General features: G+C 71.6%; 13 protein-coding genes. 8 read left to right on the top strand and 5 right to left on the bottom strand.

All coding sequences use genetic code 11. The features are described 5' to 3' along the window. Window positions 1-28: 28 nt before the first annotated feature. Complete coding sequence (locus tag ACQP17_RS12065; RefSeq protein WP_433859891.1) at window positions 29-256, bottom strand: hypothetical protein; 228 nt, start codon at window positions 254-256, stop codon at window positions 29-31. A 193-nt stretch (window positions 257-449) separates the two neighbouring features. Here ACQP17_RS12065 and holA point away from each other — a divergent pair, with 193 nt between their 5' ends. Beyond that, window positions 450-1,433, top strand: coding sequence for a DNA polymerase III subunit delta (gene holA / locus ACQP17_RS12060; protein ID WP_433856275.1), 984 nt, complete (start codon window positions 450-452; stop codon window positions 1,431-1,433). Window positions 1,434-1,547: 114 nt separating this feature from the next. On the opposite strand, the gene ACQP17_RS12055 is transcribed toward holA, so the two are convergent. Both ACQP17_RS12055 and rpsT read right to left on the bottom strand, forming a co-directional pair. Next, window positions 1,548-2,249, bottom strand: coding sequence for a hypothetical protein (locus ACQP17_RS12055; RefSeq protein WP_433856274.1), 702 nt, complete (start codon window positions 2,247-2,249; stop codon window positions 1,548-1,550). Between the two features lie 760 nt (window positions 2,250-3,009). Further along, window positions 3,010-3,276: a 30S ribosomal protein S20 gene (rpsT, locus tag ACQP17_RS12050; protein WP_433856273.1), complete on the bottom strand. Its 267-nt coding sequence runs from the start codon at window positions 3,274-3,276 to the stop codon at window positions 3,010-3,012. Window positions 3,277-3,660: 384 nt separating this feature from the next. On the opposite strand from rpsT, the gene lepA reads away from it, so the two are divergent. The 5 genes from lepA (at window position 3,661) to ACQP17_RS12025 (ending at window position 12,174) form a co-directional block, all read left to right on the top strand. Then, window positions 3,661-5,535 (top strand): translation elongation factor 4, encoded by a 1,875-nt coding sequence (gene lepA, locus ACQP17_RS12045; protein WP_433856272.1) that lies wholly within the window; start codon window positions 3,661-3,663, stop codon window positions 5,533-5,535. A gap of 371 nt (window positions 5,536-5,906) precedes the next feature. Next, window positions 5,907-7,796, top strand: a complete 1,890-nt coding sequence (locus ACQP17_RS12040) for an AMP-dependent synthetase/ligase (protein ID WP_433856271.1) — start codon at window positions 5,907-5,909, stop codon at window positions 7,794-7,796. Between the two features lie 274 nt (window positions 7,797-8,070). After that, a complete protein-coding gene (locus ACQP17_RS12035) occupies window positions 8,071-10,179 on the top strand; it encodes a SpoIIE family protein phosphatase (RefSeq protein ID WP_433856270.1) in 2,109 nt (702 codons plus the stop codon). A gap of 44 nt (window positions 10,180-10,223) precedes the next feature. Beyond that, window positions 10,224-11,456: a radical SAM family heme chaperone HemW gene (hemW, locus tag ACQP17_RS12030; protein ID WP_433856269.1), complete on the top strand. Its 1,233-nt coding sequence runs from the start codon at window positions 10,224-10,226 to the stop codon at window positions 11,454-11,456. A 100-nt stretch (window positions 11,457-11,556) separates the two neighbouring features. Then, entirely contained in the window at window positions 11,557-12,174 is a 618-nt protein-coding gene (locus ACQP17_RS12025; protein WP_433856268.1) for a Uma2 family endonuclease, read from the top strand. On the opposite strand, the gene ACQP17_RS12020 is transcribed toward ACQP17_RS12025, so the two are convergent. Then, window positions 12,152-12,985 (bottom strand): DUF3097 domain-containing protein, encoded by an 834-nt coding sequence (locus ACQP17_RS12020; RefSeq protein ID WP_433856267.1) that lies wholly within the window; start codon window positions 12,983-12,985, stop codon window positions 12,152-12,154. The genes ACQP17_RS12025 and ACQP17_RS12020 overlap by 23 nt on opposite strands. Window positions 12,986-13,042: 57 nt before the next feature. Then, a complete protein-coding gene (locus ACQP17_RS12015; RefSeq protein WP_433856266.1) occupies window positions 13,043-13,780 on the bottom strand; it encodes an MBL fold metallo-hydrolase in 738 nt (245 codons plus the stop codon). Between the two features lie 195 nt (window positions 13,781-13,975). Between ACQP17_RS12015 and hrcA the strand changes: the two genes are divergently transcribed. Together hrcA and dnaJ are read left to right on the top strand one after the other, a co-directional pair. Then, window positions 13,976-14,992, top strand: a complete 1,017-nt coding sequence (hrcA, locus tag ACQP17_RS12010; protein ID WP_364879956.1) for a heat-inducible transcriptional repressor HrcA — start codon at window positions 13,976-13,978, stop codon at window positions 14,990-14,992. Next, complete coding sequence (gene dnaJ, locus ACQP17_RS12005) at window positions 14,993-16,129, top strand: molecular chaperone DnaJ (RefSeq protein ID WP_433856265.1); 1,137 nt, start codon at window positions 14,993-14,995, stop codon at window positions 16,127-16,129. The last annotated feature ends 6 nt before the right edge of the window (window positions 16,130-16,135 follow it).

Genomic DNA, 16,135 nt, shown 5'->3' with positions numbered 1-16,135 from the left:
GCCCTTGGACGTCACTCGCCCCTGGACGTCACTCCGCCTCGCGCCAGCCCTCGTGTTCGGCCGCGAGTTCGTGCAGCTGCTCCGGATCGTGGGCGGCGTCCGGGTCTTCGACCACGACCAGCCACTGGGCGTCCTCGGCATCGTCCTCACCGGCCAGGGCGTCCCGTACGAGCTGAGGTTCCTCGGCGAGGCCGAAGCGCTCCGTCAGGGCTTCGGCCACTTCCTCCGCGGCGTCGCGGTCGGGCAGTACCAGCACGTGCCGTTCGTGGCGTACGTGCTGATCATGCTGGTCGTGCCGTTCGGGTGGTGGGTGTGGGGCTGCGTCGTTCACCTGGCCATTGTCCGACAGGTGTGGGGGTGAACCGTCAGGGGGAGGGCGGGGGCTCTCCGGCAGGGGCGGCGGGCGGTCCGGGGCCGGTTGTCAGTGGGGCGTGGGATGCTGGACCGCGATGGCCAGGAAGACAGCTCACGACGACCCGCTCGCCCCCGTCACGATCGCGGTGGGCCAGGAAGACCTGCTGCTCGACCGCGCCGTGCAGCAGGTGGTGGCGGCCGCCCGGACGGCCGACGCGGACACCGATGTGCGCGACCTCACCCCCGATCAGCTTCAGCCCGGCACCCTTGCCGAGCTGACCAGCCCGTCCCTGTTCGCCGAGCGCAAGGTCGTGGTGGTGCGTGCCGCCCAGGACCTGTCCGCCGACACCATCAAGGACGTCAAGGCGTATCTCGGCTCGCCCGCCGAGGAGATCACCCTGGTGCTGCTGCATGCCGGCGGCGCCAAGGGCAAGGGTCTGCTGGACGCCGCGCGCAAGGTCGGTGCCCGGGAGGTCGCCTGCCCCAAGATGACCAAGCCCGCCGACCGGCTGGCCTTCGTCCGGGGCGAGTTCCGCGCCGTCGGCCGCTCGGCGACGCCCGAGGCCTGCCAGTCCCTGGTCGATGCGATCGGCAGCGATCTGCGGGAGCTGGCCTCGGCCTGTTCGCAGCTGGCCGCGGACATCGAGGGCACGATCGACGAGGCCGTCGTCGCGCGCTACTACACGGGCCGGGCCGAGGCGTCGAGCTTCACCGTCGCGGACCGTGCCGTCGAGGGCCGGGCCGCCGAGGCGCTGGAGGCGTTGCGCTGGGCGATCTCCACCGGCGTCGCCCCCGTCCTGATCACCAGCGCGCTCGCCCAGGGTGTCCGGGCCATCGGCAAGCTGGCTTCCGCCCCGCGCGGTGCGCGCCCCGGCGACCTCGCCCGCGAACTGGGCATGCCGCCCTGGAAGATCGACCGGGTGCGTCAGCAGATGCGCGGCTGGTCGGCGGACGGCGTGGCCACCGCCCTGCGCGCGGTGGCGGACGCCGACGCGGGGGTCAAGGGCGGCGGAGACGATCCGGGGTACGCCCTGGAGAAGGCGGTCGTGGTGATCGCCCGGGCGGCCCGCTCACGCTGAGGCAGCCGGGGCGCCATGCCGCTCCGGCCGGTGGGCGGCACGGCACGGGCCCCGCGGGCGGCACCCGAGGAATCGCCGTGCCGCCGTCGCAGGGCCCGGCTCCCACAGGGGCCCCTATCGCGACCGCGTGCTTTGCAGCCGCTTCAGCGTCTCCGTCGCGCTGGTCTTCAGCATCGTCGCCACCTCGGCGGAGGTCGGGCGCTTGGCCGTGCTGCTGCTCGACGCATAGCTCGACCACGTCGACTGAAATGTCATCCAGCCGTCCCGGACGGCGAGGATCACATACGAGCTGTCGTTGGTGCCGCCCTCGTCCTGCCGCGTCACGAGATAGGCCTCGTCGGCGATGCCCGGCACGGCCTCGACCGTATAGCGGGTCGACGCCTCCTGTTTCTCGTACGAGCGGTAGCTGTCGGCGAACTCCGGTGCCGGGTCGGTCTTCTTGTGCAGCGTGACGGTGTTGTACATCCAGGTCGAGGAGTAGTCGGAGCTGCCGGCGTTCTCCGGCTGCAGTGACACGTTGCACGACATGGTCTCCATGGTGTTCTGCTGGGCACCGGTGTGCTGCGGATTGGCGTCCTTGGCGGAGGTGCTCGCCTTGAGCTTGAAGTGGGCGTTCTGGAACGGGGTCAGCGAGGTTTTCGCGCACAGATCGCCGGTGTAGCCGTAGCCCGCGAGGTCGGGATCGGCCTCGTCGGAGAAGCTGCCGGTGGCGAACAGTACGGATGCCCAGATCGCGGAGGCGGCGACGGCACCGCCGATCGCCCAGAGCCAGCCGGCCTTGCCACGGCCCGCCCCGTCACGAGCGCCGGGCGGCACCGGCGGAGGAGACGGCATGCCACCCGCCGGATATCCGTATCCGCCGCCCGGTACGTGGGGCACCTGCGGTGGCTGCTGTGATGCGTAGGGATTCTGCTGCGGTGCTGCCGCATTCTGCGGCGCGGGCACCTGACCGTAGGGGTTGGCCTGCGGCCGGGCGTATGGATTGTTTTGTTCCCCCGATATGGACATGGCCGAAGATTAGCCGACACCGCTGACAACGAACCCGGCCCGGCAGGTCCGATCTGGATATCCGCAGGCAAGGGATGGATCAGGCGCACCAAAGGCAAAAGGGCGCACCAGGAACAACAGCGGAGTCTGGGGGCGCCGCAATATCAGGAAGCCCACGCCAAGCGTCATTCACCAAACCCCGCATGCGATTCCCCCGCAGGCCGCACGTGGAATCCCCCCACGCACACGCATGCCCTCACGGAAATCCCCCACCACGAATCCCCCGCAACCCCACTCCACCCTGCCCCACCCGTATCCCTCGCCCATGACAAAAGCCCCGCCTCATCCCTGGGGAAGGGAAAGGCGGGGCTTTCGTATCAAGCTGTATCGGCTTCGTCGGCGTTGAACGCCGGGTGAGCCGGGTGTGCCGCACCCGCGTGGCGAACGCAGGCCGTGTGCGGCACGGTGGTGCACCGGTCAGGGAGCGGAGAGAGGGGCCGCTGGGTCCCTGGCGGCAGGTGTTGCAGATGTTGCCGGTGGACGAAGATCAGGCCTGGTCGGCCCGGAGCCCTTCGTCCGGAGGGGAAGGTCAGCCCTTGAGGGTCGAGACCTTCTTGGCCAGCGCCGACTTCTTGTTGGCGGCGGCGTTCTTGTGGATGACACCCTTGCTGACTGCCTTGTCGAGCTTCTTGGCAGCCTCGGCCTGGGCGGTGGCGGCCTTCTGCAGGTCGCCGGCCTCCACGGCCTCGCGGGTGCGACGGATCGCGGTCTTCAGAGTGGACTTGACAGCCTTGTTGCGCTGACGAGCCTTCTCGTTGGTCTTGATCCGCTTCATCTGGGACTTGATGTTCGCCACGAAAGAGCCTTTTCAGGTTCGTTGGAGTTTCGAGTGGCGCCTCGTACGAGAGAGGGCACGAAGCGCAGTGGACCAGGCTACCAGCAGGGTCTACGGCCTCCCAAACCGGACCGGACCCCGCCGTTCCGGCCGCCCCGTCCCGCCTCGCCCGGCCCCGTCCCCGAGCCGATCGGAGTCCGGCCCGGCCCTCGCGGCCCGCCCCGCCCGACCCGTCCCGCTCAAGCGCCCCGGCCCGCCCGCCGGAGAGGCTCCGCCGCCCCTCCCGGAACCGCCGGATCACCCCCCGGCCCGCCCAAACCGGACCGAGGCCGTCGCGCATGGGACCATGGGGGAGACGTCACACACCCGAGTCCCGCCTACCCGCGTTCACTGAATGGACCCTGCGTGCCCGCGACCCCTACGAACGTGCCGGAGCCGAGCCGTACCGATCCGGCCCTCCTCCGTAACTTCTGCATCATCGCGCACATCGACCACGGCAAGTCGACGCTCGCCGACCGGATGCTCCAGCTCACCGGTGTCGTCGACCAGCGGCAGATGCGCGCGCAGTACCTCGACCGCATGGACATCGAGCGCGAGCGCGGCATCACGATCAAGTCCCAAGCGGTCCGGCTGCCCTGGGACCCCTCCGAGGGGGAAGAGGGCAGTGGCACCACCCACATCCTCAACATGATCGACACCCCGGGCCACGTCGACTTCACCTACGAGGTGTCCCGCTCGCTCGCCGCGTGTGAGGGCTGCATCCTCCTGGTCGACGCCGCTCAGGGCATCGAGGCCCAGACGCTCGCCAATCTCTACCTGGCGATGGAGCACGACCTCACGATCATCCCCGTCCTCAACAAGATCGACCTGCCGGCAGCGCAGCCCGAGAAGTTCGCCGCCGAGCTGGCCAACCTGGTCGGCTGCGACCCCGAGGACGTGCTGAAGGTCTCCGCGAAGACCGGTGTCGGCGTGCCCGAGCTGCTGAACAAGGTCGTCCGTGAGGTGCCGGCCCCGGTCGGCGTCAAGGACGCCCCCGCCCGCGCGATGATCTTCGACTCGGTCTACGACGCCTACCGCGGCGTCGTGACGTACGTGAAGGTCGTCGACGGCACGCTCGGCAAGCGCGAGCGCATCCGGATGATGTCCACCGGCGCCGCGCACGAGCTGCTGGAGATCGGCACCAACTCCCCGGAGATGAAGCCCGCCGACGGCCTGTCCGTCGGTGAGGTGGGCTATCTGATCACCGGGGTGAAGGACGTCCGGCAGTCCAAGGTGGGTGACACGATCACCCAGCTCACCAAGGGGGCCACCGAGCCGCTGGGCGGCTACAAGGACCCCAAGCCGATGGTGTTCTCGGGCCTGTATCCGCTGGACGGCTCGGACTACCCCGAGCTGCGCGACGCGCTGGACAAGCTCCAGCTCAACGATGCCGCGCTGGTCTACGAACCGGAGACCTCCGCGGCCCTCGGCTTCGGCTTCCGCGTCGGCTTCCTGGGCCTGCTGCACCTGGAGGTCATCCGCGAGCGCCTGGAGCGTGAGTTCGGCCTCGAACTGATCGCCACCGCCCCCAACGTGGTCTACCGCGTGGACATGGAGGACGGGGTCGAGCACGAGGTCACCAACCCGAGCGAGTTCCCGACGGGCAAGATCGACAAGGTGCACGAGCCGGTCGTCCGGGCCACGATCCTGGCGCCGAGCGAGTTCATCGGCGCGATCATGGAGCTGTGCCAGACCCGCCGCGGCAACCTCCTCGGCATGGACTACCTCTCCGAGGACCGGGTCGAGATCCGCTACACCCTCCCGCTCGCCGAGGTCGTCTTCGACTTCTTCGACCAGCTCAAGTCCAAGACGCGCGGCTACGCCTCGCTGGACTACGAGCCCACCGGCGAGCAGTCCGCCGACCTGGTCAAGGTCGACATCCTGCTGCACGGCGACAAGGTCGACGCGTTCTCCGCGATCTGCCACAAGGACAAGGCCTACGCCTACGGGGTGCGGCTGGTCGCCAAGCTGCGGGAGCTGATTCCGCGACAGAGCTTCGAGGTGCCGATCCAGGCCGCCATCGGCAGCAGGGTCATCGCCCGTGAGACGGTCCGCGCCATCCGCAAGGACGTCCTCGCCAAGTGCTACGGCGGTGACATCTCCCGTAAGCGGAAGCTGCTGGAGAAGCAGAAGGAAGGCAAGAAGCGGATGAAGATGGTCGGCAGCGTGGAGGTCCCGCAGGAGGCCTTCATCGCGGTGCTGTCCTCGGACTCCGACGGCGACGCGAAGTCGAAGAAGTAACGCCCGGCGCCCGGTCGACAGCGGCCGGGCGCGGTGGTGCGAGAGGGCGCCGGTCTCCTCGGGGGCCGGCGCCCCGCCGCTTGTACGGCTGCACGGCGGAGGGAAACCCGGGAGGAATTCCGGAGGGAATGTGGAAGGGTTGTGGAGCGTCGCCGCGGGGGCGGAGTGATCCGTTCTGCCAGGTGGGCGCGGTGCGGGGCCGTCGCGCCGCACTATCGGGCATTGCGGGTGCTACGTACACCTATTGCGCCGGTCACATCGTGAACCCGTCGTCCACAGCCCCTTACGCGTCGGCGCCGCGCGCTCTACTCTGATCACTGCTCAAGGTTACTCGCGAGTCACCAGCAACGAAGCGGGCCCCGGAGGACGCCGTGACGGACACCCACACGCTGATCGAAAACCGGCCGCCCTCAGTGGCGCAGCTCTTCCTGGAGCGGGTCGCGGCCACGCCCGACATCGAGGCCTATCGCTATCCGGTCCCGTCCGCCTCGGGCCAGGGGCCGGACGACTGGAAGGCGCTCAGCTGGGCCCAGGCCGCCGACCGCGTCTTCGCCGTCGCCGCCGGGCTCATCGCCCTGGGCGTGCGTCCCGAGGAGCGGGTGGCGCTGGCCGCCAACACCCGCGTCGAATGGATCCTGGCCGACCTCGGTGTGCTGTGCTCCGGCGCCGCCACCACCACGGTCTACCCCAGCACCAACGCCGAGGAGACCGCCTACATCCTGGCCGACTCCGGCAGCCGGGTGCTGATCGCGGAGGACGCCGGACAGCTCGCCAAGGCCCGTGAGCGGCGCGCGGAGCTGCCCGAGCTGGCGCATGTGGTCGTCATCGACGACACGGGCGTCCAGCCCGCGGCGGAGGACCCCGAGGGCTGGGTGCTCACCCTCGCCGAGCTGGAGAAGCGCGGCACCGCCCAGCTGGAGAGCCACCCGGAGTGCGTCAAGGAGCGGATCGCCGCCCTGCGCGCCGACCAGCTGGCCACGCTCATCTACACCTCCGGTACCACCGGCCGTCCGAAGGGTGTGCGACTGCCGCACGACTGCTGGTCGTACATGGCCCGCGCGATCCAGTCCACGGGGTTGGTCGCCGAGGACGACGTCCAGTACCTCTGGCTGCCGCTGGCGCACGTCTTCGGCAAGGTGCTCACCGCCGGGCAGATCGCGACCGGCCAGGTGATCGCCGTCGACGGCCGGGTCGACAAGATCATCGACAACCTTCCGGTGGTCCGGCCGACGTACATGGCGGCCGTCCCGCGGATCTTCGAGAAGGTCTACAACGGAGTCGCGGCCAAGGCCCGGCAGGGCGGCGGCGCCAAGTACAAGATCTTCCAGTGGGCGGCCGAGGTGGCCCGCGAGTACGCCAAGGTCTCCCAGGACAACTTCCGCCGCACCGGCAGCGCCTCGGTGCCCTTCGCCCTCGGCGCCAAGCACAAGGTCGCCGACGCGCTCGTCTACGCCAAGCTGCGCGAGGCCTTCGGCGGCCGGCTGCGCGCCGCGGTCTCCGGCTCGGCCGCGCTCTCCCCGGAGATCGGCTACTTCTTCGCCGGCGCCGGCGTCCACATCCTGGAGGGCTACGGCCTGACGGAGTCCAGCGCCGCCAGCTTCATCAACCCCGGCGAGGCCTACCGCACCGGCACGGTCGGCAAGCCGTTGCCCGGCACCGAGGTGCGGATCGCCGAGGACGGCGAGATCCTGCTGCGCGGCCCCGGCATCATGCAGGGCTACCACGGCCTGCCGGACAAGACCGCCGAGGTCCTGGAGGAGGACGGCTGGTTCCACACCGGCGACATCGGCGAGCTCTCCCCGGACGGCTATCTGCGGATCACCGACCGCAAGAAGGACCTGATCAAGACCTCGGGCGGCAAGTACATCGCGCCGGCCGAGGTGGAGGGCCAGTTCAAGGCGGTCTGCCCGTTCGTCTCCAATGTGCTGGTGCACGGCGCCAACCGGAACTTCTGCACGGCGCTGATCGCCCTCGACGAGCCGACGATCATGACCTGGGCCGCCGAGCACGGTCTGGCCGGCAAGAGCTACGCCGAGGTCGTCGCCACCGACCAGGTCCGCGAGCTGGTCGACGGCTATGTCGAGCGGGTCAACGAGGGGCTCCAGCGCTGGCAGCAGATCCGCAAGTTCCGCCTGCTGCCCCGCGACCTGGACATCGAGCACGGCGAGGTGACCCCCAGCCTCAAGATCAAGCGGCCGGTGGTGGAGCGGGCGTTCAAGGACCTGCTCGACGAGATGTACGCCGGCTCGCGCGAGGCGTAGCCGCACGGCGCGGCGCCCCCGGAGGCCGATCCGGACGTCTCCGCCCGCACCCCGGGCGGAGACGGGTACGGGGCCGGAACCGCAGGGTGCGGCGGCCCCTCCGCACGGCCCTTTCGGGCCCCGCTCCGCGCGTCGGCCAACTCCCTCGGCGCGTCAGCCGAATTGACCTCTCGGACCACCCAGTTGTGTGACTCAGTGCTTATGACTGCGCTCGTTCTGTCACTCTGTTGTTAGCGCATCCGGCGCTGTAGCGGAGCTGCTCGGGAGTTGCTCAATGAGGACGACCACTTCGTCTCCACGGGACGACGACGTCACGGCGGCGCGCACGATGATGTCCGGCGGCCCCGCGGCCCGTTCCCTGCGGGCCAGCCTGCCCGGTGATCCGCGGGCCGCCGGCGCCGCCCGGCGGCTGGTGCGCTCCGCGTTCGCCGAATGGGCGGGCCAGGAGGTCCCCGGCGCCCACCGGCTGACCGGCCGGCTCGCGGACGAGGCGGAGCTGCTGGTCAGCGAGCTGGTGACCAACGCGGTGGTGCATGCCGGCACCGCCGTCGAGCTGCGCTGCCGGCTGGAGCCGCAGGGCATGCCGCGACCGGGCACGGAGCCGTACGGGGGCCGCCACGGCGACCCGTACGCGGCGCCCTACGCGGAGGGCGCCCCGGGCGCCGGCCCCGACGGTGCCTGGGGGCCCGGCGTCCTCATCGAGGTCTCCGATCACCACCCCACGCAGCCGATCCGCGCCCGCGACGACACCAACGCCTCGGAAACCAGCGGCCACGGCCTGCAGTTGATCAGCGCCGTCGCCGAATCCTGGGGCGTCACCTACCGCCGGGCCATGAAGACCGTCTGGTTCCGGCTGCGCATGGGCGCCCCGGACGACGCCGGGCGGCTGGAGCCCGAGGGCACCTTCGACGACCGGCTGCTCCAGCACGAGCTGCGGGCCGCCGAGCTCCTGGCCCCGGCGCCGCGCCGGGCCGTCCGGCCGGATCGCGAGGCGGGCGGGGCCGACAACGGCGCCCTGTCCTTCCTCGCCGAGGCCTCCGACCTGCTCTCCGGCCAGCTCGATGCGGACCAGGTCGCCGCCCTCGCCGCCCAGTTGATCGTGCCGCGGCTCGCCGAGTGGTGTGCCGTGTGGCTCTACGACGGCGACGGCGGGGCGCCCGGCCGGGGCCTCGCGGCGGCCGGCGAGGAGCAGCGCCTCGCCGGTGTCTGGCACACCTGCGAGAGCCGTATCGACCCGCTGCGCACCGCGCTGGAGAAGCAGCCGCCGGACCTCCCGGGCAGCGGCCCGTCCGACAGCGCACCCGTCCCGGCCGCCTGGCCCTGGCCGCCGGGACCGGGCGGCACCGGCGAGCCGGACGGGCCCGACGGGCCCGGTGGCGCCGCGCTGGCCTGCCCGCTGGTCGCCGGCGGCCGCCGGCTGGGCACCCTGCTGCTCGGCCGCGGCGGTCTGCTGGGCTTCCCCGGTGCCGTGGTCGCCCTGATCGAGGACCTCGCCCGCCGGGTCGCCCGCGCCGTCGCCACCGCCCGCGCCTACAGCCGCCAGGAGCGCATCAGCCAGGTCCTGCAGCGCCGGCTGCTGCCCCGCGGCCGGGCCCAGGTGCCCGGTGTGGAGTCGGCCGTGGTCTACGAGCCGCGGGAGGGCGCCTGGGCGGGCGGCGACTTCTGGGACCTCTTCGACGCCGGGGACGGCCGCTGGTGCTTCGCCCTCGGCGACGTCTGCGGCAGCGGCCCCGAGGCGGCCGCGGTGACCGGGCTGGCCCGGCCGGTGCTGCGGCTGCTGGCCCGCGACGGGTTCGGGGTCGCGGCGGTGCTCGACCGGCTCAACAAGACCATGGCGCGCGAGGCCGCGGACTCGGTCGCGGCGGTCGCGGCCGCGGTGGCGGCGGCCGGCGCCGGGGCCGAGGCCCCCGTCGAGATCCGCGAGGAGGGCGAACAGGCCCGCTTCCTGTCCCTGCTCTACGGGGAGATCGTCCCCTACCCCGGCGACTCCCGCGGCTCCCGGGGCGCCCGCTGCACCCTCGCCAGCGCCGGCCATCCGCTGCCGCTGGTGCTGGGCACCGACGGCGCGGTCCGCTGCGTCGCGGCGCCGCAGATGCTGCTGGGGGTGGTCGAGGACGCCTCCTACGTCAGCGAATCCTTCGACCTGCGCCCCGGGGAGACCCTGCTGTGCGTCACCGACGGGGTGACCGAGCGGCGCTCGGGCCGCCGGCTGTTCGACGACGAGGACGGCCTGGCCACCACCCTCCAGGCCGGCGCCGGCCTGGACGCCACCGCCCTCGCGGAGCACATCCGCACCACCGTCCACGCCTTCGGTCCCACCCCGCCGGACGACGACCTGGCCCTGCTGGTCCTCCAGGCGGCGGGGAGCGGGGCGCCGTCGTAACGGGGGGAACGGGACCGCCCGCGGCATGACGGACAATGGATGCCATGCCTTCCGCACTGCCTGATGGTGAGCCCATGCCCGAGGACGGGGCGCTGCCCGGTCATGCGCTGGCGGGGGCGGCCGGCCGGCCCCTCGGCTTCTACCTGCACGTGCCGTACTGCGCCACCCGCTGCGGCTACTGCGACTTCAACACCTACACCGCGAGCGAGCTGCGGGGCTCCGGCGGCGCCCTGGCCTCCCGCGACAACTACGCCGACACCGTCGTGGCGGAGATCCGGCTGGCCCGCAAGGTGCTCGGCGACGACCCCCGCCCGGTCGAGACGGTCTTCGTCGGCGGCGGCACCCCGACCCTGCTGCCCGCCGCCGATCTCTCCCGGATGCTGGCGGCGATCCGCGAGGAGTTCGGCCTGGCGCCCGGCGCCGAGATCACCACCGAGGCCAACCCGGAGTCCGTCGACCCCCGCTACCTCTCCGAGCTGCGCGCGGGCGGCTTCAACCGCGTCTCCTTCGGCATGCAGAGCGCCCGGCAGCACGTCCTCAAGGTCCTCGACCGTACGCACACCCCCGGGCGCCCGGAGGCCTGCGTCGCCGAGGCCCGCGCCGCCGGCTTCGACCACGTCAACCTCGACCTGATCTACGGCACCCCGGGTGAGACCGACGACGACTGGCGCGCCTCCCTCGACGCCGCGCTCGGCGCCGGCCCCGACCACGTCTCCGCCTACGCCCTGATCGTCGAGGAGGGCACCCAGCTGGCCCGCCGGATCCGCCGCGGCGAGGTCCCGATGACCGACGACGATGTCCACGCCGACCGCTATCTCCTCGCGGAGGAGGCCCTGACCGCCGCCGGGTTCCACTGGTACGAGGTCTCCAACTGGGCCACCACCGACGCCGCCCGCTGCCGCCACAACGAGCTGTACTGGACCGGCGCCGACTGGTGGGGCGCGGGCCCCGGCGCCCACAGCCACGTCGGCGGCGTCCGCTGGTGGAACGTCAAGCACCCGGGCGGCTACGCCCAGGCCCTGACCGAAGGCCGCTCCCCGGGCGCCGGCCGCGAGGTGCTGGCCGCCGAGGACCGCCGGGTGGAGCGGATCCTCCTGGAGCTGCGGCTCGCGGACGGCTGCCCGCTGGACCTGCTCGCCCCGGCGGGGGCGCGGGCGGCGGCCCGCGCCCTGGAGGACGGCCTGCTGGAGGCGGGTCCGTACGGCCGCGGACGGGCCGTCCTGACACTCCGGGGTCGGCTGCTGGCTGACGCGGTGGTGCGGGATCTGGTGGACTGATCCCCGGACGAGTGAACCGATGTGGGCGCGCTGCCTACCTGCCTACGCTTTCCCCAGGCTGCTGCCAAATGCACGCGGCGTGATGTGGAGGGCCACGGAGATGACCGCTGTGGATGACCGATCGACCACGGGCAACGTGGATATCGAGACGACCACGAGCAACATCGTGAAGTTCTTCGAGAACCTGGAGGTTCCCGAGGACGTCAAGGTGGAGCTCCTGCGGGGGGAAATCGTGATGATGGCGGGGCCGGACCTGGTCCACAACAGGATCGTGCTGAGGATGCTGCGGCAGATCCCGGATCAGAAGTGGGACTGTCTCCAGACCCAGGACATCGATCTGCTGAGCGAAACCAGTGAGCCCCAGCCTGACCTCGTCGTGCTGGAGCGCGATGCGGGGCCGGAATCGGGTCGGCTGCTGCCGGCTCAGTTGATCACGATGGTGGTCGAGGTCGTCTCCAAGAACAGCGTCGACCGTGACTACGGCGTGAAGCGCTCCGTCTACGCGGCGGGAGGGATTCCCGCCTACCTCATCGTCGACCCCGTCATGGCGCAATGCGTCCTGCTCACCGAGCCCGTCGGCAGTGGTGAGGAAGCCGACTACCGGACTCAGCGGATCGGTAAATTCGGCGAATCCGTGCCCCTGGCGCTGCTCGATGTCGACCTGGACACCACCGAGTTCGGCATCCTCCCGAACGTCAGGCCCCACCGCCACCCGTGACGAAGTCGATCAGTTCCTCGACCCTGCCCAGCAGTGCCGGCTCCAGGTCCTTGTAGGAGCGCACGCACGACAGGATGCGCTGCCAGGCGGCGCCGGTGTTCTCCGGCCAGCCCAGTGCGCGGCACACGCCCGTCTTCCAGTCCTGCCCCCGCGGCACGGTAGGCCAGGCCCCGATCCCGACGGACGACGGCTTCACCGCCTCCCACACGTCGATGTACGGATGGCCCACGACCAGGGCGTCCGCGCCCGTCACCCCGGCCGCGATCCGGGACTCCTTCGAGCCGGGCACGAGGTGGTCCACGAGGACGCCGAGGCGGGCGTCCGGCCCGGGGGAGAACGCCCGGACGATCGCCGGCAGGTCGTCGATGCCCTCCAGGTACTCCACGACGACGCCCTCGATGCGCAGGTCGTCGCCCCAGACCCGCTCGACGAGCTCGGCGTCGTGCCGGCCCTCCACATAGATGCGCCCGGCGCGGGCGACCCGGGCGCGGGCGCCGGGGACGGCGAGTGAGCCGGAGGCCGTACGGGCCGGAGCGCCCTGCGCCGGGCGGCCCTGGGGGCGCACGAGGGTGACGACCTTGCCCTCCAGGAGGAAGCCGCGCGGGGTCATCGGAAAGACACGGTGCTTGCCGAAGCGGTCCTCCAGGGTGACCGTCGGGCCCTCGGCCGTCTTCTCACAGCGGATCACCGCGCCGCAGAAGCCCGTGGTGACCTCCTCGACGACCAGGTCGGGGTCGGCCGGTACCTCGGGGGCGGGGCGCTGCTTCTTCCAGGACGGGGTCAGATCGGGGCTGTAGCGCTTGCTCTGCATGGGCCTGTTCTGTTCGGGGAGAGGGACGCGAAGGGGGACGGGTGGTCGGGGCGGGGGTCAGGAGGCGGGGGCGACGCCGAAGCGGGCCGCCAGGGCGTCCCGCTGGGCGCGGACGAAGGCGGCGTCCACCACGGCGCCGTGGCCGGGGACGTAGACCGCCTCCTCGCCGCCCAGGGCCAGCAGCCGGTCCAGCGCGCCGGGCCACTGCTGCGGCAGCGCGTCCGGGCCCGCCTGCGGCTCGCCGGACTCCTCGACCAGGTCGCCGCAGAAGACGATCTCGGGGGAGCCCTGCCGGCCGGGGACCAGTACCGCGAGATCGTGGGCGCTGTGCCCGGGGCCGACGTTGGCGAGCAGCACCTGGCGGTCGCCGAGCTCGACGGTCAGCTGGCCGTGGACGTGGTGGTGCGGGGCGACCAGCAGATCGGCTGCCTCCGCGGCGGCGTCCGGGTCGACGCCCTGCCGTACCGCGTCGCGCCGCAGCTCGTCCTTGCCGCGGCGCAGCAGATCACCGAGGCCGGCCGCGCCGAACACCTCGACGCCCGCGAAGGCGGCGGTGCCCAGCACATGATCGAAATGCGGGTGGGTCAGCGCGACATGCGTCACGTCCCGGCCCAGCACCCCGCGGATCGTCCGGCGCAGCTGGGCGCCGTCGCGCAGGGTCGCGCCGGTGTCGACGATCATGACGCCGGTGGTCCCCGTGATCACCCCGATCGTCTCGTCCCACCCCGGCATCCGGCGCCTGGCGACGCCGTCACCGAGTTGTTCCCAGCCCGCCTCTTCCCACGCAGTGTGCATACCGAGACGCTAGCGCCCCCGCGATAGCGTTGCCCGGCAGATCGGCCGAACACGGTCATCGGGCGGATGCTCCGCGCGGCCGCCCTTGCCGTGGCCGTGCTACCCGGCCGTACACTGGCTCCGGGCCTGGCACTCTGCCCGTGTGAGTGCCAGGAGGATCGAGACGCCGGGACGACCGGACTGGAGGTGCGCGGAATGCTCAGTGAACGCAGGCTCGAAGTGCTGCGCGCCATCGTCCAGGACTATGTCGGGACGGAGGAGCCGGTCGGCTCCAAGGCACTCACGGAGCGCCATCAGCTCGGGGTCTCCCCGGCGACGATCCGCAACGACATGGCAGCCCTGGAGGACGAGGGGTTCATCGCCCAGCCGCACACGAGTGCCGGGCGGATCCCGACCGACAAGGGGTATCGCCTGTTCGTCGACAGGCTGGCCGGCGTCAAGCCGCTGTCCAGCCCGGAGCGGCGGGCGATCCAGAATTTCCTGGACGGTGCCGTCGACCTCGACGACGTCGTCGGCCGCACGGTCCGGCTGCTGGCGCAGCTGACCCGGCAGGTCGCCGTCGTGCAGTACCCCTCCCTGACCCGCTCCACGGTCCGGCACGTCGAGCTGCTGGCGCTGGCCCCGGCCCGCCTGATGCTCGTACTGATCACGGACACCGGGCGGGTCGAGCAGCGGCTCATCGACTGCCAGGCGCCGTTCGGTGAGACGTCCCTGGCGGACCTGCGGGCCCGGCTCAACAGCCGGGTCGTGGGCCGCAGGTTCGCGGATGTGCCGCAGTTGGTGCAGGATCTCCCGGAGTCCTTCGAGCAGGACGACCGCGGCACGGTCTCGACAGTGCTGTCGGTGTTGCTGGAGACTTTGGTGGAGGAGACCGAGGAGCGACTGGTGATCGGCGGCACCGCCAATCTCACGCGCTTCGGGCATGATTTTCCACTGACGATCCGGCCGGTGCTGGAGGCCCTTGAGGAGCACGTGGTGCTGCTCAAGCTGCTCGGGGAGGCCAAGGACTCGGGCATGACCGTACGTATCGGGCATGAGAATGCCCACGAAGGCCTGACGTCCACATCGGTCGTCGCGGTCGGCTACGGTTCGGGCGACGAGGCAGTCGCCAAACTCGGCGTGGTCGGACCGACCCGCATGGACTACCCCGGAACGATGGGAGCGGTACGCGCAGTGGCACGTTACGTCGGACAAATCCTCGCGGAGTCGTAAGTGGCCACGGATTACTACTCGGTCCTCGGCGTCGGCCGCGACGCCTCGCAGGACCAGATCAAGAAGGCCTTCCGTCGGCTGGCGCGCGAGCTGCACCCGGATGTGAACCCGGACCCGAAGACCCAGGAGCGGTTCAAGGAGATCAACGCCGCTTACGAGGTCCTGTCGGATCCGCAGAAGAAGCAGGTCTACGACCTCGGAGGCGACCCCCTCTCGCAGGCCGGCGGCGGCCAGGGCGCGGGCGGCTTCGGCGCGGGCTTCGGCAACTTCTCCGACATCATGGACGCGTTCTTCGGCACCGCGTCGCAGCGCGGCCCGCGCTCGCGCACCCGCCGGGGCCAGGACGCCATGATCCGCCTCGATGTCGAGCTGAACGAAGCGGCCTTCGGCACGACCAAGGACATCCAGGTCGACACCGCCATCGTCTGCACGACGTGCACCGGCGAGGGCGCGGCGCCGGGCACCTCGGCGCAGACCTGTGACATGTGCCGCGGCCGCGGTGAGGTCTCGCAGGTCACCCGGTCCTTCCTGGGCCAGGTCATGACCTCCCGGCCGTGCCCGCAGTGCCAGGGCTTCGGGACCGTCGTGCCGACGCCGTGCCCCGAGTGCGCGGGCGACGGACGGATCCGCTCCCGCCGCACCCTGACCGTCAAGATCCCCGCCGGTGTCGACAACGGCACCCGCATCCAGCTCGCGGGGGAGGGCGAGGTCGGCCCCGGCGGCGGCCCCGCCGGCGACCTCTACGTGGAGATCCACGAGCTGCCGCACGCGGTCTTCCAGCGGCGCGGCGACGATCTCCACTGCACGGTCACCATCCCGATGACGGCGGCGTCGCTGGGCACCAAATGCCCGCTGGAGACGCTGGACGGGGTCGAGGAGATCGACGTCCGGCCCGGCACCCAGTCCGGCCAGTCCATCCCGCTGCACCAGCGCGGCGTGACCCACCTGCGCGGAGGCGGCCGGGGCGACCTGATCGTCCACGTCGAGGTGCAGACGCCGTCCAAGCTGGATCCCGAGCAGGAGGAGCTGCTGCGGCGGCTCGCCGAGCTGCGCGGTGAGGAGCGCCCCACGGGGCAGTTTCAGCCCGGGCAGCAGGGGCTGTTCTCGCGTCTGAAGGACGCCTTCAACGGGCGATAGCCCAGG

It is taken from the genome of Streptomyces kronopolitis (assembly GCF_050953795.1).
Lineage (GTDB): Bacteria > Actinomycetota > Actinomycetes > Streptomycetales > Streptomycetaceae > Streptomyces > Streptomyces kronopolitis_A.
This window is presented reverse-complemented; position numbering and strand designations above follow the sequence as displayed.